We start from the raw sequence: 19,798 nt of genomic DNA on the forward strand, positions 1-19,798 counted from the left end.
AGGGCAATGAACCAGGCAATGAGCGGCGGGGAGAACACCCGACTGATTGTGTTGATCAGCGTGGTGGCGACGATTGGCGGATTCCTGTTCGGGTTTGACAGCGGCGTCATCAACGGCACCCAGGACGGCCTGCACCAGGCGTTCAGGTCCGGCGAGTGGATGCAGGGGTTCGAGATCGCCTCGATGCTGTTGGGCTGCGCCATCGGTGCCTTCAGCGCCGGCCGGCTGGCCGACAGCCTGGGACGGCGCAACGTGCTGATCGTGTCGGCGGTGTTGTTCCTGCTGTCGGCGATCGGCGCGGGCGCGGCGTCCTCTTCGGTCATGTTCATCCTCGCGCGGGTGATGGGGGGCTTTGCCGTGGGGGCGGCCAGCGTGATCTCGCCGGCGTACATCGCCGAAGTTGCGCCGGCGCGTTACCGGGGCCGTCTTGCCACGGTCCAGCAGATCGCCATCATCAGCGGCCTCACCGTCGCGTTCCTGTCCAACTATCTATTGGCGGCCACCGCCGGTGCCTCGACCGAGGCGCTGTGGTGGGGGCACGCGGCGTGGCGGTGGATGTTCTGGATGCAGGCGGTGCCCTCGCTGTTGTTCCTGGCGCTGTTGCTGACCATTCCCGAAAGCCCGCGCTACCTGGTGGTGAAGCGCCGCAAGGACGAGGCGCTGCACGTGCTTACGCGGCTGTTCGGTGGGGCGGAGGCGCAGGCCAAGCTTGCCGAGATCGACGCCTCGCTGTCGACCGACCACCATCGCCCGCGGCTGTCGGATCTGCGCAACAAGGTGACCGGCCGGATCCGCCCGATTGTCTGGGTCGGCGTCGGCCTGGCCATCTTCCAGCAGCTGGTCGGCATCAACGTGGTGTTCTATTACGGCGCCGTGCTCTGGCAGGCGGTCGGCTTCTCCGAAAACGACGCACTGCTGATCAACGTGCTGTCCGGTGCGCTGAGCATCGGCGCCTGCGTGGTGACCGTGCTGCTCATCGACCGCATCGGGCGCAAGCCGCTGCTATGGGTCGGCTCGGCCGGCATGGCAGTGTCATTGGCGCTGTTGGTGGTGGCATTCGCCAGCGGCTCGCTGGTGGACGCCCGCCTGCAGCTGCCCGGGCACATGGGCACGCTGGCGCTGGTGGCGGCCAATGCCTACGTGGTGTTCTTCAACGTCTCCTGGGGCCCGGTGATGTGGGTGATGCTGGGTGAGATGTTCCCCAACCAGATCCGTGGCTCGGCGCTGGCCGTGGCCGGTGCGGCGCAATGGACCGCGAACTTCGCCGTCACGGTGACGTTCCCCATTCTGCTGGCCGCCATCGGGCTGGCGGCGACGTACAGCATCTACCTGGTGGCGGCCATCATCTCGGTCGTCTTCGTGCTCAAGTATGTGCACGAAACCAAGGGCAAGGAACTGGAGCAGATGGAAGGATGAACACGATGACCAATCCACGCCTTACCCGCACCCACCGTGGCGTGCTGCTGGCCGCGCTGATGCTGGCCCTGGTTGCCTGCGGGAACGAAGACAAGCCCGTTGCCGCCGCGCCGGCCGACCCGGAGCCGTGGCCGCAGGTCGCCTGGCCGCTGGCCGAGGACGCCGCGCTGGAGAAGCGCATCACCGACCTGATGGCCACACTGACGGTAGAGGAGAAGGTGGGCCAGCTGGTGCAGGGAGATATCGCCAGCATCACGCCCGATGACCTCCGCAAATACCGGCTCGGCTCGATCCTGGCCGGCGGCAACTCCGACCCCGGCGGCCGCTACGATGCCGCGCCTGCCCAATGGTTGGCGCTGGCCGATGCGTTCTACGAGGCGTCGATGGATACCTCGCAGGGCGGCAAGGCCATTCCGGTGCTCTTCGGCATCGATGCCGTGCACGGGCAGAGCAACATCATCGGCGCAACCCTGTTCCCGCACAACATCGGCCTGGGCGCCGCGCGGAACCCGGAACTGCTGCGGCGGATCGGTGAAATCACCGCGCTGGAAACCCGGGCGACCGGCATGGAGTGGGCCTTCGCGCCAACCGTGGCGGTACCGCAGGATGACCGCTGGGGGCGCACCTACGAGGGGTATTCCGAATCGCCCGAGGTGGTGGCCAGCTATGCCGGCGCGATGGTCGAGGGCCTGCAGGGCAAGGTGGGCTCGCCTGCGTTCCTTGACGGTCGGCATGTGATCGCCTCGGTGAAGCATTTCCTCGGTGACGGCGGCACTGCCGATGGGAAGGACCAGGGCGACACCCGGATCAGCGAGGCCGAGCTGGTGCGCATCCACGCCGCCGGGTATCCGCCGGCCATCGCGGCCGGCGCGCAGACCGTGATGGCGTCCTTCAACAGCGTCAACGGCGAGAAAATGCACGGCAACAAGCCGTACCTGACCGATGCGTTGAAGGGCCGGATGCATTTCGGTGGTTTCGTGGTGGGCGACTGGAACGGCCACGGGCAGGTCAAGGGCTGCACCACCACCGATTGCCCGGCCACCATCAACGCGGGCCTGGACATGGCCATGGCGTCGGACAGCTGGAAGGGCTTCTATGAGACCACGCTGGCCGCGGTGATGAAAGGCACCATCCCCCAGCAGCGCCTGGACGATGCGGTGCGCCGGATCCTGCGGGTCAAGCTGCGGCTGGGGTTGTTCGAGGCGGGCAAGCCGTCGTCGCGTGCGGTCGGTGGGCAGTTCGCGCTCGTCGGTGCACCCGCGCATCGAGACGTTGCACGCCAGGCGGTGCGCGAGTCGCTGGTGCTGCTGAAAAACCAGGGCGGTGTGCTGCCGCTGTCGCCGAGGCAACACATCCTGGTTGCCGGTGACGGGGCCAACGATGTCGGCAAGCAGGCCGGCGGCTGGACACTGAACTGGCAGGGCACCGGCACCACCCGAAAGGATTTTCCGAACGCGGACACCATCTTCGAAGGCATTGCGCAGCAGGCGAAGGCCGCCGGCGGCCACGCCGAGCTTGCAGTGGACGGGACGTACGCGACCAAGCCGGATGTCGCCGTGGTGGTGTTTGGGGAAAATCCCTATGCGGAGTTCCAGGGCGATCTGCCGACACTGGCCTACAAGCCGGGAGACGATGCCGACCTTGCCCTGATCAAGCGACTGAAAGCTGACGGCATTCCGGTGGTCGCGGTGTTCCTGAGCGGGCGCCCGTTGTGGGTCAACCGGGAGATCAATGCCGCCGATGCGTTCGTGGCCGCGTGGCTGCCCGGGTCGGAAGGCGCCGGCATTGCCGACGTGCTGCTGCGTGGGCCGGACGGCCGCGTGCAGCACGACTTCAAGGGCAAGCTCAGTTTCAGTTGGCCGCGCACGGCAACGCAGTACGCCAACAACGTCGGGCAGAAGGACTACAACCCGTTGTTCGCCTTCGGCTTCGGCCTGACCTACACCGACAACGGCGATCTGGCCGCGCTGCCGGAGGTCTCCGGCGTCACCGGCAACGAAGGGGCGGTGGGTGTGTTCTTCGCGCGCGGCGATGCCGGGTCCGGCATGGCCCTGCGGCTGGAGGGCAGCACGGGGCAGGGCGTGACCGTCACCAAGGTGCCGGAATCCCTCGAGGGTGGCCTGCTGAATGTCACCGGCGTGGATCACCTTGCACAGGAAGACGGTCGCCGGCTGGCGTGGACGGGCAAGGGGGAAGCGGTGGCCGCGCTGCAGTCGCACACGGCGCTGGACCTGCAGCGCGAGAGCAACGGTGACCTGATGCTGTTGACCACGCTGCGGGTTGAGACTGCACCCCAGGGCGAGGCATGGTTGGCGGTGGGCTGCGGCACGGGTTGCTCGGCACGCGTTGCGCTGGGGCCGACGCTGGCAAAACTGCCTKTGGGCCAGTGGACGCGCGTGGGCGTGCCCTTGAAGTGCCTGGCGGCGGCTGGCGCGGATGTCGGCAAGCTGGACCGCCCCTGGTCCATCGGGACGGCGGGCGCGATGACGCTCTCGGTGTCACGCGTCGCCCTCGGCGCGTTGAACGAAGCGGAGGCCACCGTCGCATGCCCGGGCGCGTGACGATGCGTCGTGCGCCCTCAGCGCCTGGGCGGGCGCGCGACCGAGTCGCGCACCACCAGCCGGTGTGGCACGACGTGGTCGGTCAACACGCGGGTCTGGTCGCGCTTGCGGCGGATGGTGCGCAGCAGGATATCGATGGCGGCGTCGGCCATCGCGGCGATGGGTTGATGGATCGTGGTGAGCTCGGGCCAGACGGTTGTTGCGGCCGAGGTGTCATCGAAACCCACCACCGACAGGTCACGGGGCACCTCCAGGCCGCGGCGGTGTGCGACGGAGATCGCCGCCGCGCCCATGTCGTCGTTGCTGGCGAAGATCGCGGTCGGTGGCCGAGGGTGGGACAGCAGCGCTTCGGTGGCGGCAAGCCCCGAACGGTAGGTGTAGTCGCCCTGCTGGACGAGGCCGGTTTCGACCTGCAGCCCGGCCTCATGCAGGGCGGTGACAAAGCCATCGTAGCGACGCGCGCTCGCGCTCAGGTCGTTGCGGCCGCGGATGAAGCCGATGCGACGGTGACCGTGCTGGATGAGGTGTTCGGCCATCTCCTTGCCGGCGTGGAAGTCGTCGATGCGGACGCAGGAAATATCGTCACTGAGGTGACCCGATGCGATCGCCACCACCGGGATGCCCGCTTTGACCAGTTCGGTCACGGCCGGCTGCGATTCGCACAGCGGGGGCGGCAGAATGACGCCATCCACGCGTCCGTCCAAGGCACGCGCAGCCTTGCGCTCGGCGTCGGGGTCCAGGTTGTCCCAGTAGTGGATGACCAGCTGGATGGCCGCGTTGGACGCCACCCGCAGCAGGCCGACCAGCAGCTCACGCAGATAGGCACCGCTGGGATTGGTGTAGATCAACGCAATGCGCGTGTGGTGTGCGGCGGCCAGCGAACTGGCGGCCAGGTTGGGCGTATAGCCGAGTTCACGCACCGCGCGCATGACGCGTTCGCGGGTGTCATCGCGCACCTTGCCCTGGTTGATCGCCCGCGACACGGTCATCGGCGATACCCCGGCCAGGGCCGCCACCTCGTCGATCGTCACACCGCTGGCTTTGCGGCGGACCGACTTCTTCGGCTTGTCCAATTCGCGCTCCCGTTCTTCTTTTTGACGCTGTCGCAGCCAAAGCACGTCCGGAGCTTACAAGGTTTGCCGTCCACGCTGCGGCTGCGTTCAAGTGTCGCGCGGTGTCATTGGATGCTCGGCGCAGCAGTGGCGCTGTTTGCCTGCGTGGGCAACGTGCGCGCAGAGGATGGGTACGCGCTCTGGCTGCGCTACGCCCCCGTCGAACCCGCGCGCGCGGCCGACGCCCGCATGCGCTTGGCAGAGGTGGTGGCCCCTGACAGAACGCCCACGCAGCGTGCCGCGCGCGAGGAGCTGGGGCGTGGTCTGCGGGGTCTTACGGGCAACGCTCCCCGGATGCAGGGTGTGGCTGCAACCAACGCTTCGCTGGTGCTCGGTACACCGCAGTCGTCGACACTGATCGCGCCATTCCGCGAAGAGATTGAATCGCTCGGCGATGAAGGCTACCTGCTCCGGCGCGCGCGCATTGACGGGCGCGACGTGCTGCTGGTGGCCGCACGCCGCGATATCGGTGTCCTGTACGGCGTGTTTCATCTGCTGCGACTGCTGCAGACGGGCGCGTTGCCGGACGCGCTTGAGGTGCGCGAATCCCCCCGTCTGCGGCTGCGCTTACTCAACCATTGGGACAACCTCGATGGTCATGTCGAACGCGGCTATGCCGGCCGCTCACTCTGGGATTGGCAGACGCTGCCGGAGTGGCGCGACCCGCGCTATACCGACTATGCGCGTGCCAACGCCTCGCTCGGCATCAACGGCACCGTGCTGAACAATGTAAACGCGAGCGCACAGAGCCTTGCGCCGGCGTATCTCGCCAAAGCCGCCGCGCTGGCAGACGTGTTCCGGCCGTACGGCATCCGCGTATACCTGAGCGCGCGCTTCAGCGCGCCCATCGAGCTGGGCGGGCTGAAGACAGCCGATCCGCTCGACCCGGACGTGCAACGTTGGTGGCGCGACAAGGCTGACGAGATCTACGCGCGCATTCCCGATTTCGGTGGCTTCCTGGTCAAGGCCAATTCGGAAGGACAGCCCGGACCGCAGGACTATGGCCGTTCGCATGCGGACGGCGCCAATCTGCTGGCTGACGCGCTGGCACCCCATGGCGGCGTGGTCATGTGGCGCGCCTTCGTCTACGCGCATGAGGTGCCCGAGGACCGCGCCACGCAGGCCTACACCGAGTTTGCCGGCCTGGACGGTGATTTCCGCCCGAACGTGATCGTGCAGGTGAAGAACGGTCCCATCGATTTCCAGCCGCGCGAGCCGTTCCATCCGCTGTTCGGGGCCATGCCGCGCACGCCGTTGATGATGGAAGTCCAGATCACCAAGGAGTATCTCGGCTTTGCCACCCATCTGGTGTACCTGGGGCCGTTGTACGAGGAGGCGCTGCAGTCCGACACCCACGCCCGCGGCGAGGGCTCCACGGTGGCAAGGTCGCTGACCGGCATTGCCGGCGTCGCCAACCTCGGCAACGACCGGACCTGGAGCGGGTCGCACTTCGATCAGGCCAACTGGTACGCCTTCGGTCGTCTCGCCTGGAATCCGGATCAGTCCGCCCGCGACATCGCGACGGACTGGGCGGCCATGACCTTCGCGCCGGATCCTGCGGTGGTGGCGCCCATTGTCGAGATGATGATGGCCTCGCGCGAGGCGGCGGTGAACTACATGACCCCGCTGGGCCTGCACCACCTGATGGCACGGGGGCACCACTACGGTCCCGGTCCCTGGGTGGACGGTGGCCCGCGCGCGGACTGGACGTCTGTCTACTACCACCGCGCTGATCGCGATGGCATCGGCTTCGACCGGACCGCCCGTGGCAGCAACGCGGTGGGCCAGTACGCACCCGAGGTGGCCGCGCTGTATGGCGACCTGGCGCGGGTTCCCGAGCCGCTGCTTCTGTGGTTCCACCACGTGCCGTGGGATCACCGCATGGCCTCCGGCAAGACACTATGGAACGCGCTGGTCGGGCGCTATTCGCAAGGCGTGGACCAGGTGCAGGCCATGCAGGGGACGTGGGCGAGCCTGCGCGGCAGGGTGGATCGGCAACGCTACGAACAGGTCGCCGCCTTTCTCCGCATCCAGCGGCGCGAAGCACAGTGGTGGCGTGATGCAAGTGTGGCGTACTTCCAATCTGTGAGCGGCAGGCCGCTGCCTGCGGGCGAAGTCGCGCCGCCGCACCCGCTGGCATGGTACGAGGCCCTGCAGTTTCCGTCCGCACCGGGAGATGGGCGATGAGTCGGAGCGCTTGGATCGGATGGATGTTGGCGGCCGGGTTGGCGAGCTGCGCCAACCTGGCGCTGGCGCAGGAACGGGGGGCCGCGCTGCTGCATCCGCTGTTCCAGGATCACGCGGTTCTGCAGCGCGACCAACCCTTGCCGGTCTGGGGCCGCGCCACGCCCGGCGCCAAGGTTTCCGTGACCTTCGCACGGCAGGCCGTCACCACGCGCGCCGACGCCAGTGGAGGCTGGCGCGCCACGTTGCAGCCGACGCCCGCTGGCGGTCCTCACCAACTGACCGTCCGCGCGGGGCCGGCTGTCCAAGTGGTGCGTGACCTGCAGATGGGCGATGTCTGGTTGTGTTCCGGGCAGTCGAACATGGAGCTTCCGGTATGGCGCACGCTCGACGCGGTCAGCGAGATCGCTTCGGCCGCGCAACCGACGATCCGGCTGCTCACCGTGCCGAAGGCGGCAGCCGTCACGCCCCAACTTACGTTCCAGACCCCCGTGTCGTGGACACCCGCGTCTCCGGATACGGTGCGCGACTTTTCTGCTGCCTGCTTCTACTTTGCGCGTGACCTGCAGAAGACCGTCAACGTGCCGATGGGGCTGATCCAGTCGGCGTGGGGCGGCTCGCGGATCGAGGCATGGACCAGCGCCGACGCCCTGCGCAGTCAGGGCGGCATGGAACCGGCGCTGGAGGTGCTCGCGCGGTATGCCACCGACCCCGCCGCGGCAAACGCACACTGGGGCAGGCAGTGGCAGCAGTGGTGGGCAACGCGTGCGGGTGCCGTCGCCGGCGACACCCCCTGGCAGCCCGGCGCGGACGGCGCGGGATGGCAGGACGCGCCGGCCATGCTCGGGGCATGGGAGCACTGGGGCGTGCCGGCGCTTTCGCACTACAACGGCATGGTCTGGTACCGCACCCACGTGACCCTGACGGCCGCCCAGGCCGGGCAGGGGGCACGCCTTGAGCTGGGTCCGGTCGATGAGACGGACATGACCTGGGTGAACGGCGTGGCCGTGGGCAGCCAGTACGGTCCAGGCGAGGCGCGGTCGTATCGGTTGCCACCCGGTTTGTTGAAGGCCGGTGCCAACACGGTGGTGATCAATGTGCTGGACACCTACGGCGACGGTGGTCTGGCGGGTCCCGCGAGCGTCCATGCCGTCCACCTGGACGATGGCATGCGGATCGTCCTGGATGCGGCGTGGCAGTACCGTGCGGCACCCGGTGCGCAGGCACCGCCACTGGCGCCGTGGCACGCGGCCACGGGGATGTCGACGCTGTACAACGGCATGATCGCGCCGCTGGGCAGCTATGGCCTGCGGGGCATTGTCTGGTACCAGGGCGAATCGAACACGGGCGACGGCGCCGCCTACGCGGCACGGTTGCGTAGCTTGCGCGATGACTGGCGCAGTCAGTTCGGCACACAGTTGCCGGTATTGGTGGTGCAGTTGGCCGGATACGGCCTTCCACCTCAGGCGCCGGTGGAGAGTGGTTGGGCGCAGGTGCGCGAGGCGCAGCGGCGCGTTGCGGCGGAAGACCGGCACACCGGGCTTGCCCTGGCCATCGACATCGGCGATGCGTACGACATCCACCCGCCCAACAAACAGGAACTCGGCCGACGCCTGGCCCAGGTGGCGCGCCATGTGGTCTACGGCGACCGGACCGTTGCGCCGTCCGGCCCCACGGCACACCACGCATCGCGCACGCGGGATGGTGTGCGGATCGCGTTCGAGCATGTCACCGGCAGCCTGGTCACCATCGGTGCGAACGGCCCCATAGGATTCGAGCTCTGTGACGCCGACGCACGGCACTGCCGCTATGCCGAGGCGGTGCTGGATGGGCTTGAGGTTGTGTTGGATTGCATGGATTGCGTGGAGCCGGCCAGCGGCCGGCACTACCGGAGCGGCGCGTTGCGCGTGCGCTACTGCTGGGCCGATGGCCCGATCTGCACGCTGCGCGACGGCAGCGGCGCGCCGGCCGGGCCCTTCGAGCTTTCCCTCAACGCTGCAGAGGTTCCCTGATGCGTCTGCTGATTGCCACCGTGCTCCTGCTGTTGTCCGCTGCGGTGCAGCCGCTGGGGGCCGCACCCGCGCCACCGGTCTACTTCGACTGGTTCGACTATGCAGGACACGATACGGCCTTCGAAGCGCCGCTACCCGCCGGTCACTACCGCAACCCGATCCTCGCCGGCTTCCACGCCGACCCAAGCATCGTCCGCGCGAACGGCCGTTTCTACCTGGTCAATTCCAGCTTCACCTACTTCCCGGGCATCCCGGTGTTCGAGAGCGTGGATCTGGTGCACTGGAAGCAGATCGGCAACGTGATCGACCGCCCGACGCAGCTGGACTTCGATGGCCTGAGCGTGTCCCGCGGCATCTTCGCACCGGCCATCGCGTACCACGACGGCGTGTTCTATGTGGTGACCACCGCCGTCGACAGCGGCGGCAACTTCATCGCCACCGCGCGGGATCCTGCGGGCCCGTGGTCCGATCCGCACTGGCTGCCGGGCGTCGACGGCATCGACCCATCGCTGTTCTTCAACGACGACGGCACCGTTTACCTGCTCAACAATGATGTGCCGCCCGGTCGGCCGCGCTACGAGGGGCATCGCGCGATCTGGATGCAGCAGATCGATCTGGCCGCGTTCAAGCCGGTGGGCCCACGCAAGGTGCTGATCGACGGCGGCGTGGAGCCGGCGAAGAACCCGATCTGGATCGAGGGGCCGCACCTCTACAAACGCGACGGCTGGTACTACCTGTCCGATGCCGAAGGCGGCACCGGGCCGCAGCATTCCCAAGTGGTCCTGCGCAGTCGCGACGTGTGGGGACCTTACGCGCCCTATGCCGGCAATCCGATTCTCACCCAGCGCGACCTGCCCGGCGATCGGCCGCTGCCGATCACCAACGCCGGGCACGCCGATCTGGTGGAAGGTCCGGACGGCTCCTGGTGGGCGGTGTTCCTTGCCAGCCGCAATTACCAGAAACGCCACTACAACACGGGACGGGAGACGTATCTGCTGCCGGTGCACTGGCGCGATGGATGGCCGGTGATCCTGCCCGCCGACCAGGCCATCCCGTATGCGGTCAAGGCGCCGTCGTGGATGAAGGGGGATGCAGCGCAGGCACCTTCCACCGGCAACTTCATCGATCGCGACGAGTTCGATGCGCCGACGCTCGGCAAGGGGTGGCTGCGCGTACGGGTCCCCAGACAGGCGTGGGCAGACCTGAACCTGCGTCCGGGCACCTTGGCCGTGCACCCGCTGGCGGAGAATCTGGACACGCTGCACAACCCGGCATTCCTCGGACGTCGCCAGCAGCATCTGCGCTTCGAGGCCAGCACCCGGATGACGCGCCCGGCGTCAGGCGTGGCAGCCGGCCTCGCCGCGTTCCAGAGCGAGCACTACTGGTACTTCCTTGGCGTACGCAGCCTGGGAGGGGATCGCGTGGCAGTCTTCCTGGAAGGACGCGATGGCAGCGGTGTGACCCGAACGTTGGCCACGCGCGAGGCGACGGCGTCCACGTCACTGCGCTTGAAGATCGCCGGTGACGAGGGCCGCTACGCCTTCGCATTCGACGCGGCCGACGGAGGTGGCTGGCAGACCCTCGCCGATGACGTGGACGGAACGGTATTGAGTACGGATCGCGCAGGCGGCTTCGTCGGCGCGCTGCTGGGACCATTCGCGCGCGACGAGCGCGCCTTGAGGAGCAAATGATGACGCGTGCGCCTTACCTCTGCAGTGGCCGTCGTGGCCCCATCGTCCGCATCCTGGCGCTGTGCGCTGCCATGGCAGCGGCGACCGCCGGTCAAGCGGCGGAAACCCAGCCCTGGCTGGACACCTCGGCCAGCTTTGAAACCCGCGCCGCCGCGCTGGTGGGGCAGATGACCCTGGAGGAAAAGGCCGCCCAGATGCAGAACGCCGCGCCCGCCATCGAGCGTCTGGGCGTGCCGGCCTACGACTGGTGGAACGAAGGCCTGCACGGTGTGGCGAGGGCAGGGCAGGCCACCGTCTTCCCGCAGGCAATCGGGCTGGCGGCCACCTTCGACGTGCCGTTGATGGCGCAGGTTGCGACCACCATCAGCGACGAGGCGCGCGCCAAGCATCACCAGTTCATACGCGAGGGGTCGCATGGCCGCTACCAGGGCCTGACCTACTGGTCGCCGAACATCAACATCTTCCGCGATCCGCGGTGGGGCCGGGGCCAGGAAACCTACGGAGAAGACCCGTACCTGACCGCGCGCATGGGCGTGGCCTTCGTGCACGGCCTGCAGGGCGACGACCCGGTGTACCGCAAGCTCGACGCAACGGCCAAGCACCTGGCCGTACACAGTGGTCCCGAGGCGGACCGCCACCACTTCGACGCACGGCCCAGCAAGCGCGACCTGTATGACACCTACCTCCCGGCCTTCGAGGCGCTGGTGAAGGAAGGCCAGGTCGACGCGGTGATGGGCGCCTACAACCGGGTGTACGGCGAGTCCGCAAGCGCCAGCACGTTCCTGCTGCGCGACGTGCTGCGCCGGGACTGGGGCTTCAAGGGCTACGTGGTGTCCGACTGCTGGGCCATCGTCGATATCTGGAAGCATCACAAAATCGTGCCCAGCCGCGAGGCCGCCGCGGCACTGGCGGTCAAGAACGGCACCGAGCTGGAGTGCGGCCAGGAATACGCCACGCTGCCGGCCGCGGTACGCCAGGGGCTGATCAGCGAAGCGGAGATCGACGATGCGGTGACGCGCCTGTTCACCGCGCGGATGCGGCTGGGCATGTTCGATCCGCCCGAGCGCGTGCGCTGGGCACGGATACCGGCCTCGGTGAACCAGGCCCCGGCGCACGACGCGCTGGCCCTGAAGGCCGCGCAGCACTCCCTGGTGCTGCTGAAGAACGATGGCGTGCTGCCGTTGTCACGCAACCTCAAGCGCATTGCCGTGGTCGGTCCGACCGCCGATGACACCATGGCCCTGCTCGGCAACTACTTCGGCACGCCGGCCGCGCCGGTGACCATCCTGCAGGGGATCCGCGACGCGGCGAAGGGGGTGGAGGTGCAGTACGCACGCGGCGTCGACCTGGTCGAAGGGCGCGACGATCCCGGTGCGACACCGCTGATCGAGGCAGCGTACCTGCGGCCGTCGGCCGATTCCCCGGAACGTGGGCTGCGCGGTGAGTACTTCCGCACGCCCGATCTGTCAGGGACGCCGGCCCTGGTCCGCACCGATGCGCAGATCGGTTTCCGCTGGGACCGGGGTTCACCCACCGACAACCTGCTGGCCCGCGGTGAAGCGGCGCCGGGGCAGGGCATTCCCAACGATGGCTTCAGCATCCGCTGGCGGGGCCAGCTGCTGCCGCCGGTCTCGGGCCGCTACCGGATCGAGGCGGCCGCCGATGACGGCTTCCGTCTCTACGTCGATGGAAAGCGGGTGCTGGACCACTGGGACAACAGCGATCGCCTGCGCAGCGATGGTGTCGACCTGGACCTGCAGGCGGGCCGCGCCTACGAGCTCACGCTGGAGTACTTCGATAACGAACGCGACGCAGGCGTGCGACTGGGCTGGCGCATGCCCGGCGCGAAGGCGCCGTTCGAGGAGGCGGTCGATGCCGCCCGCAACGCGGACGTGGTGGTCTTCGTCGGCGGCCTGACCGGCGATGTCGAGGGCGAAGAGATGACGGTGAACTATCCCGGCTTCGCGGGCGGCGACCGCACCGACCTGCGCCTGCCCGCCACCCAGCGCGCCCTGCTGGAAGCGCTGCACGCCACGGGCAAGCCGGTGGTAATGGTGCTGACCGGCGGTTCGGCGCTGGCGGTGGAATGGGCCCAGGCGAACCTGTCCGCGATCCTGATGAGCTGGTATCCGGGGCAGCGCGGTGGCACCGCCGTGGGCCAAGCGCTGTTCGGCGACACCAATCCCGCGGGCCGGCTGCCGGTGACCTTCTACACCGCGGACCAGGCGATGCCGGCCTTCGACGACTACACGATGGAGGGCCGCACCTACCGCTACTTCCGCGGCACACCGCTGTATCCGTTCGGCTACGGGCTGTCCTATACCCGGTTCGGCTACGGCATGCTCAAGCTCGATGCATCCCGCATCGCCGACAACGCGACCCTCAAGGTGCAGGTGGACGTGGCCAACATGGGCAAGCGCGCAGGTGACGAGGTGGTGCAGTTGTATGTGCGACGGCTTGAGGCGAAACCGGGCGATGCACAGCAGGCGCTGCGCGGCTTCCAGCGTGTCCACCTGGCGCCGGGCGAGCGGCGCACCGTGGCATTCGATCTGGACGCGCAGCAGGCCCTGCGTCAGTACGACGAAGCGCGAGGGGCGTATGCGGTACCGCCGGGGACGTACGAGATAAGGATAGGGAGCTCCAGCGCTGATGTCCGCGCCACGGCTGGCTTCACGGTGGAGGCCAGCCGTGACTGACGCCCGCCGCATGGAAGGCGCCGAGCATGCGCTGTCGATCCGGGAGAAGCTGGGCTATAGCCTGGGCGATCTGGCGGCGAACCTGATCTTCCAGACGCTGATCACCTACCTGGCATTCTTCTATACCGATGTATATCGCTTGCCGCCCGGCACCGCAGCGACCATCATTTTCGTGATCGGCCTGCTGGGCGCTTTCGCGTTCACCCCGCTGATCGGCATCGCCGCCGACCGCACCGCCACCCGCTGGGGAAAGTTCCGGCCCTGGATCCTGTGGACGGCGATCCCGTTTGGGGTGCTGGCGCTGCTCGCCTTCAGTACGCCGGACCTCGGCGCACGCGGCAAGGTCATCTACGCCCTGGTGACCTATGGGCTGCTGATGCTGGTGTACGCGGCCAACAACCTGCCGTACTCCGCGCTCAGCGGGGTCCTCACCGGCAGCATGGCCCAGCGCAACAGCCTGTCGGCGTACCGCTTCGTGGCGGTGATGATCGCGCAGTTCATCATCCAGGTGCTGTTGCTGCCGTTGGTGCTGATCCTGGGCGATGAGGATCGCGTGCAGGGCTTCGAGCGGGTGATGACCGTGTTCGCGGTCGTGGGCACGCTGTTCTTCCTGATCACCTTCGCCACCACGCGCGAGCGCATCGTGCCGGCCAAGGAACAGACGAGCGGGGTGATGCAGGACCTGTCCGACCTGCTGCACAACCGTCCGTGGAAGGTGATGCTGGCCCTCACGGTGCTGGTCTTCGTCAACCTGGCCCTGAAGGGTGGCACCTACATCTATTACTTCCAGTACTACATGAGCGAGGCCGCGTTGGCGGGCTTCCTCGACACCTCCGGCTTCAACTCCTTCATCGGGGCATTGAACGCGACACTCAACGGATGGGGCCTGTCCGGCTTCACCTGGCCGGAGGATCCGGCGACCTCGGCCTTCAGCCTGTTCAACGCCTGCGGCATCCTCTGCATGATCCTGGGCATCGGCGTCTCCCGCCGCCTGGCCGACCGCTTCGGCAAGCGTGATGTCTTCGGCGGCGCGCTGCTGGTATCCACCGTGTTCCTGCTGGTGTTCTACCTGTTTCCGCCCACGGCGGTCGGCGTGGCCTTTGGCGCCTTCATGCTGCACGGCTTCTGCTACGGCATCACCATCCCGCTGCTGTGGGCGATGATCGCCGACGTTGCCGACTATTCCGAATGGAAGAACCACCGCCGCGCCACTGCGATCATCTTCTCCGCGATGCTGTGCGGGCTGAAGATCGGGCTCAGCATCGGCGGTGCGCTGGTCGCCGGCATTCTCGCGCACCACGGCTATCAGGCCGGCGCGGAACAGCAGCCCCAGGCCGTGGTGGACGGTATCCGCCTGACGGTGAGCCTCTACTGCTCCATTCCCTTCCTGATAGCTGTTGCGCTGCTCTTCCTTTACAAGATCGACAAGGACATGGAAACGCGCATCGAGCATGACCTGCATCTGCGTCGGCAGGGAGGCAACCTTGATCGGCTCGCGGCGCAGGCCATTTCCCAGCCGCTGGTGACCCACATCTATACGGCCGATCCCTCCGCCCACGTGTTCGAGGGGCGCCTGTACATCTATCCGTCGCATGATATCGACGGCGGCGCGCCCTTCGACGACGAGGGCGGGCACTTCGGCATGGAGGACTATCACGTGCTGCGGATGGAATCGCCCGAGGGCGAGGCCACCGATTGCGGCATGGCGCTGCATGTGCGCGACGTGCCCTGGGCCGCGCAGCAGATGTGGGCGCCGGATGCGGCCCATCGCGACGGCCGTTACTACCTCTATTTCCCGGCCAAGGACGGGCAGGGCAGGTTCCGCATCGGTGTAGCGGTGGCGGATCGCCCCGAGGGGCCGTTCACTGCCGCGCCGGAACCGATGGAGGGCACATACTCGATCGACCCGGCCGTGTACGAAGACGACGACGGCACGCATTACCTCTACTTCGGCGGCATCTGGGGTGGCCAGCTCCAGAAGTACCGTGACAACCGCTTTGATGCGACGCACGCAGAGCCTTCCGGGGAGGCGCCCGCCCTGGGACCGCGTGTCGGCCGACTGGACGCGGGGATGACGCGGCTGGCGGAGCCCACGCGCGAGGTCGTCATCCTGGATGAGCACGGACAGCCGCTGCGTGCCGATGACCATGCGCGCCGGTTCTTCGAGGGGCCGTGGCTGCACAAGTACCAGGGCCGCTATTACCTGTCGTATTCCACGGGCAATACGCATCTGCTTTGCTACGCCGTCAGCGACAGCCCGTACGGACCGTTCACCTATGCCGGCGTGATCCTGAAGCCCGTTGTGGGCTGGACCACGCACCACTCCATCTGCGCGTTCGAGGGGCAGTGGTATCTCTTCTACCATGACGCCTTGTTGTCGCGCGGCGTGACCCATCTGCGCTCGGTCAAGTGCACGCCCTTGCACATGGACGCGGACGGCAGCATCCGGACGATTGATCCCTATGGCGCTTGAAACGGCTTCACCCAGGGACGATGCGCAGGCGCCGCTGCCTGCCGGCCACCTTTACTGGTTGCGGGCAGGCAAGCTGGAGGTCGCGCTTGCACCGGAAGCCGGTGGTCGCATTGCCCATCTGCGCTACGACGGCGTGGAGTGGCTGGTTGGCGAACACGAAGGTAGCGCGGCCGCCATCGGTTGGGGGTGCTACCCGATGGTGCCGTGGGCGGGACGCATTCGGCAGGGACGCTTTGTCTTTGATGGCAGGGCAATTGAGCTGCCTGCGAACTTTGGGGCGCACGCGATCCACGGGGTAGGTTTTACACGGCCCTGGAACATCCAGAGCATCGGCGCGGATGCGGCGACGCTGTCGCTGGCGCTGCCCGAGGATGCGTACTGGCCCTTCGGCGGCAGTGCGACGCAGAGCATCCACGTACGTCCAGATCGCCTGGACCTCCACCTCGCCGTTGAGGCCGGCGACCAGGCAATGCCCGCCGTGCTCGGCTGGCATCCCTGGTTCCGGAGGCCGGATCAGTTGCTGTTCTCGCCGAGTGCGATGTATCCACGGGACGGGGAGGGCATTGCCATGTTGCCTTGCGTCAGCCCCGCGCCTGGACCTTGGGATGACTGTTTCATCAATCAAGCCGAGGTGACGCTGGTGTCTGGCAACCAGCGCCTGCGGCTGTGGGCCGATACGGATCACTGGGTGGTGTATGACGGTGCTGGGCACGCGACGTGCGCGGAGCCTCAGACGGGTCCGTCGGATGGGTTTACCTTGGCACCGCAGCGGCTGGCGCCGGGCCAGAAGATGGAGTTGACGTTCACGCTGATATGGGAGGGCGAGGGGATTACGCAGGGCTAGCGTCCCGTCCACCCTATCGGTGAGCGCATATGCACCGCTGGACCCGGCGGTAAGCTCGATGCGTATTACATCGGAATCAAGCGGCAGGAATGAGATCCAGTGAACTCACAGTGATGCACGTCGCTCAGGAATTCACGGCTTGAAAACTGCACGACGGCGACTCTTTACCGACCTCGTTTTGAAGTGAAGAGCCTCTTTCCATGTCCAACAGCCATCTCACCACGGTAAATCCGCTGACCGAAGAAGTAGTCGCCACCTATTCCTACATGTCTGACGCTGAAGCCGCGGCGGTCGTGAAGGCCAGTCACGAAGCCTTTACTCAATGGCGTCTCCGCAGTCTGGATGAGCGAGCAAAGGTGATTGCCGGCATTGCCAAGGCACTTCGCGAGCGGAAGGAAGAGTTCGCACAGCTGATGACCGACGAGGTCGGCAAGCTAATTGAAGACAGCCGTACTGAAGTCGAGCTGTGTGCCAGCATCTGTGACTACACCGCCAAGCAGGGGCCTGTTGTTCTGGCCGATGAGGAGCGCGATGTGGAGGGCGCCACAGGCATCGTCACCCACGCGCCGATCGGCGTGATTTACGGCATCCAGCCGTGGAACTTCCCGGCCTACCAGGCGATCCGCTACTCCATCGCCAGCCTGATGGCCGGCAATGGCGTCCTGCTCAAGCATGCCGAGAGCTGCACCGGCAGTGGGTTGCTGCTGCGTGACATCTACGAAAGTGCCGGGCTGCCCAAAGGGCTGTTCGGCATACTTTTGATCAGCCACGACCAATCCAACGACATCGTGGAAAACGATCTGGTGCGCGCGGTGACACTGACCGGGAGCGAAGCGGCAGGGCGCACGGTGGCCGCCAAGGCCGGCGCGGCGCTCAAGAAGACGGTGCTTGAGCTGGGTTCCAACGATGCTTATCTGGTATTGGACGATGCCGACCTGGATCTGGCGGTGGCGACCTGCGTCAAAGGCCGCCTGTTCAACAATGGGCAGACCTGCGTCAACGCCAAGCGCTTTATCGTGACGAAGAAGAACTACGAGGCCTTCGTCAGCGCCTATGCAAAGGCGTTCGAGGCGATCCGGATGGGCGACCCGAACGCCGAGGACACCCAGCTCGGCCCGATGGTCTCCAAGGCGCAGCGCGACAAGCTGCACGAACAAGTGACCAAGAGCGTCGCGCAGGGCGCACGTCTGGTGGTCGGCGGTGAGGTGCCAGAGCGAACCGGCTGGTTCTACCCGGCCACGGTGCTGGCGGATGTGGCGCCGGGGCAGGTGGCCTACGAGGATGAGCTGTTCGGTCCTGCGGCGGCCATCATCCGCGCCGAGGACGACGAGGATGCGCTGCGCATCGCCAACGACAGCCGCTACGGCCTGGGTGGGGGCATGTTCAGCCGGGACGTGCAGCGCGCCCGGGAACTGGCGAGCAAGTACTTCGACACCGGCATGGTCTTCATCAACACCTTCGACGTCGCATCCCCGGCGCTGCCGTTCGGTGGTGTGAAGGCGTCCGGCTATGGTCGTGAGCACGGTCCTGAGGGTCTGAAGGAGTTTGTCAACGTCAAGTCCATCAAGATTGCGGCTGCCGCGTCGGGTTGATCCGGCCTCGGCGCCCGGCGACTCCAGATTGCGCGCGCGCCTGGCCACGGATGGCCGTCGCCCACCGCCAACCCCGCACGCTGCTGGCCGGGACGATCCCGATGCGACGCGGAATACGTGGCGGTTACTGAAGGACCCACCGCGCCGAGTAAACAGAATCCCCGGCCCGCCCAAGGCCGGGGGACACCGTAGAGCGGACCGTTGGTCCGCTGCCTCCCAGGTTGCCCGCCCATCGCCTATCTGACGCTACGCGGCCTGCGGCTCCATCCCTTGAAGACTCAGCCGGCACGCAGCTTTATGTAGCGACGAAACCGGTAAGTGACCACCAAGCGGAGCGGCAGCGAGATACGGCGCGCGCCACGAAGGCGGCGCTCGATAGGTTGGTGGAGAGAATCGCCGCGTGAGAAAGCCGCCGGCCAGGCCTGAAGCATCCGCTCGGCCTTGGCCGGGTGTCCTCATCAGCCAGGCAGCTCACACTTCATTTTGCCGTCCACGTAATAAGGCTTGGGCACATTCGGGTTGTCGCTGGTCTTCTCGAAGACCACCTCGAACGAATCACTGTCGGGTGAGCCCTTGCGGTCGGTACAGGCGTCCTGCAGCTTCTTCTTTACCGCCGAGATGCCGGCATCTCGGTTGGCGCCATCTGCACTGTTGGTCAGGTTGACCGTTTCAGCGGAGGCAACGGCACTGAATCCCAACAGGCAGCCGGCAATCATCAGCGTGTGCAGTTTGATCATGGTGTTTTCCCTTGTGGACGCGAACGGGGTCCCAGCATAGGACGGCGCGGTTAAGGTGACGTCGTCAGGCAGGCGCCAGATGGCCGATGGTCCGAGGGGTAGGGCGGCGAAAGCGTGTATTTCACACGCAGGGAGATTCGCCAGTACACCCAGCCCAGGTTGTCGCATGCCAAGGTAATGGACAGCGGGTTCACCCATTGGCAGGCAGTGCTCGCCGCTCTTCGTGCATTCCCGAAAGCCCAGCGCGAACAGCGGCTCCGTTATGTCTGCAATCCGCGAATCAACATGACTGATCGCATGGGCTTGATGTAAGGCGGGCTGCAGCGCCTTGGGCCGTTCCCGTTGCTGCTTGTCCTTCCCGAAGCTGGACCTCGGCGCAGAGCTGAGCCACGCCCAGCGCCGCCTGGAATTGGGGAGGCCGGCGATCTGAACCGGCTGCACACGCACGTGAAGTGCAGCTTCTGACCCTGAGCCCGCACG

General features: G+C 66.8%; 11 protein-coding genes and 1 pseudogene. 10 read left to right on the forward strand and 2 right to left on the reverse strand.

The annotated features are described in order from the left end of the window. The first annotated feature begins 6 nt into the window (after window positions 1–6). Both AC1DR7_RS03010 and AC1DR7_RS03015 read left to right on the forward strand, forming a co-directional pair. Entirely contained in the window at window positions 7–1,416 is a 1,410-nt protein-coding gene (locus AC1DR7_RS03010) for a sugar porter family MFS transporter (protein WP_256774337.1), read from the forward strand. Next, window positions 1,413–3,977 (forward strand): glycoside hydrolase family 3 N-terminal domain-containing protein, encoded by a 2,565-nt coding sequence (locus AC1DR7_RS03015; protein WP_478076390.1) that lies wholly within the window; start codon window positions 1,413–1,415, stop codon window positions 3,975–3,977. The genes AC1DR7_RS03010 and AC1DR7_RS03015 overlap by 4 nt, the downstream gene beginning before the upstream one ends. 17 nt (window positions 3,978–3,994) lie before the next feature. Here the strand turns inward: AC1DR7_RS03015 and AC1DR7_RS03020 are convergent, their stop codons facing one another. After that, on the reverse strand, window positions 3,995–5,050 hold the full coding sequence (locus AC1DR7_RS03020) for a LacI family DNA-binding transcriptional regulator (RefSeq protein WP_457318997.1): 1,056 nt from the start codon (window positions 5,048–5,050) through the stop codon (window positions 3,995–3,997). A gap of 111 nt (window positions 5,051–5,161) precedes the next feature. On the opposite strand from AC1DR7_RS03020, the gene AC1DR7_RS03025 reads away from it, so the two are divergent. The 8 genes and pseudogenes from AC1DR7_RS03025 to AC1DR7_RS03060 all read left to right on the forward strand — a co-directional run bounded on the left by AC1DR7_RS03025 (window position 5,162) and on the right by AC1DR7_RS03060 (window position 18,581). Continuing rightward, window positions 5,162–7,276, forward strand: a complete 2,115-nt coding sequence (locus tag AC1DR7_RS03025; RefSeq protein WP_478051920.1) for an alpha-glucuronidase family glycosyl hydrolase — start codon at window positions 5,162–5,164, stop codon at window positions 7,274–7,276. 23 nt (window positions 7,277–7,299) lie between these two features. Further along, window positions 7,300–9,285, forward strand: coding sequence for a sialate O-acetylesterase (locus AC1DR7_RS03030; RefSeq protein WP_478051918.1), 1,986 nt, complete (start codon window positions 7,300–7,302; stop codon window positions 9,283–9,285). Next, window positions 9,285–10,976 carry a glycoside hydrolase family 43 protein gene (locus AC1DR7_RS03035; protein ID WP_457319102.1) on the forward strand — a complete coding sequence of 564 codons (1,692 nt, stop codon included), beginning with the start codon at window positions 9,285–9,287 and terminating at the stop codon, window positions 10,974–10,976. The genes AC1DR7_RS03030 and AC1DR7_RS03035 overlap by 1 nt, the downstream gene beginning before the upstream one ends. 71 nt (window positions 10,977–11,047) lie before the next feature. Next, window positions 11,048–13,672, forward strand: a complete 2,625-nt coding sequence (locus AC1DR7_RS03040) for a glycoside hydrolase family 3 protein (RefSeq protein ID WP_478052720.1) — start codon at window positions 11,048–11,050, stop codon at window positions 13,670–13,672. A gap of 10 nt (window positions 13,673–13,682) precedes the next feature. Next, a pseudogene (locus tag AC1DR7_RS03045) lies at window positions 13,683–15,155 on the forward strand (MFS transporter); the annotation flags it as partial. 24 nt (window positions 15,156–15,179) lie between these two features. Beyond that, window positions 15,180–16,145, forward strand: a complete 966-nt coding sequence (locus AC1DR7_RS03050; RefSeq protein WP_478052721.1) for a glycoside hydrolase family 43 protein — start codon at window positions 15,180–15,182, stop codon at window positions 16,143–16,145. Further along, window positions 16,135–16,989, forward strand: coding sequence for an aldose epimerase family protein (locus AC1DR7_RS03055; protein WP_478051629.1), 855 nt, complete (start codon window positions 16,135–16,137; stop codon window positions 16,987–16,989). The genes AC1DR7_RS03050 and AC1DR7_RS03055 overlap by 11 nt, the downstream gene beginning before the upstream one ends. 200 nt (window positions 16,990–17,189) lie before the next feature. Further along, window positions 17,190–18,581, forward strand: a complete 1,392-nt coding sequence (locus AC1DR7_RS03060; RefSeq protein ID WP_478051628.1) for an aldehyde dehydrogenase family protein — start codon at window positions 17,190–17,192, stop codon at window positions 18,579–18,581. A 458-nt stretch (window positions 18,582–19,039) separates the two neighbouring features. On the opposite strand, the gene AC1DR7_RS03065 is transcribed toward AC1DR7_RS03060, so the two are convergent. Next, the gene (locus AC1DR7_RS03065; RefSeq protein ID WP_256774328.1) at window positions 19,040–19,318 is read right to left on the reverse strand and encodes a hypothetical protein; all 279 of its coding nucleotides are present in this window, start codon (window positions 19,316–19,318) and stop codon (window positions 19,040–19,042) included. Window positions 19,319–19,798 lie beyond the last annotated feature (480 nt).

This window comes from Stenotrophomonas sp. P5_A9, from assembly GCF_056400525.1.

Coding starts and splice junctions, on each gene's coding strand:
- AC1DR7_RS03010 (WP_256774337.1), top strand. CDS start 7: ATGAACCAGGCAATGAGCGGCGGGGAGAACACCCGACTGATTGTGTTG.
- AC1DR7_RS03025 (WP_478051920.1), top strand. CDS start 5,162: ATGCTCGGCGCAGCAGTGGCGCTGTTTGCCTGCGTGGGCAACGTGCGC.
- AC1DR7_RS03030 (WP_478051918.1), top strand. CDS start 7,300: ATGTTGGCGGCCGGGTTGGCGAGCTGCGCCAACCTGGCGCTGGCGCAG.
- AC1DR7_RS03035 (WP_457319102.1), top strand. CDS start 9,285: ATGCGTCTGCTGATTGCCACCGTGCTCCTGCTGTTGTCCGCTGCGGTG.
- AC1DR7_RS03040 (WP_478052720.1), top strand. CDS start 11,048: ATGGCAGCGGCGACCGCCGGTCAAGCGGCGGAAACCCAGCCCTGGCTG.
- AC1DR7_RS03055 (WP_478051629.1), top strand. CDS start 16,135: ATGGCGCTTGAAACGGCTTCACCCAGGGACGATGCGCAGGCGCCGCTG.
- AC1DR7_RS03060 (WP_478051628.1), top strand. CDS start 17,190: ATGTCCAACAGCCATCTCACCACGGTAAATCCGCTGACCGAAGAAGTA.
- AC1DR7_RS03065 (WP_256774328.1), bottom strand. CDS start 19,318: ATGATCAAACTGCACACGCTGATGATTGCCGGCTGCCTGTTGGGATTC.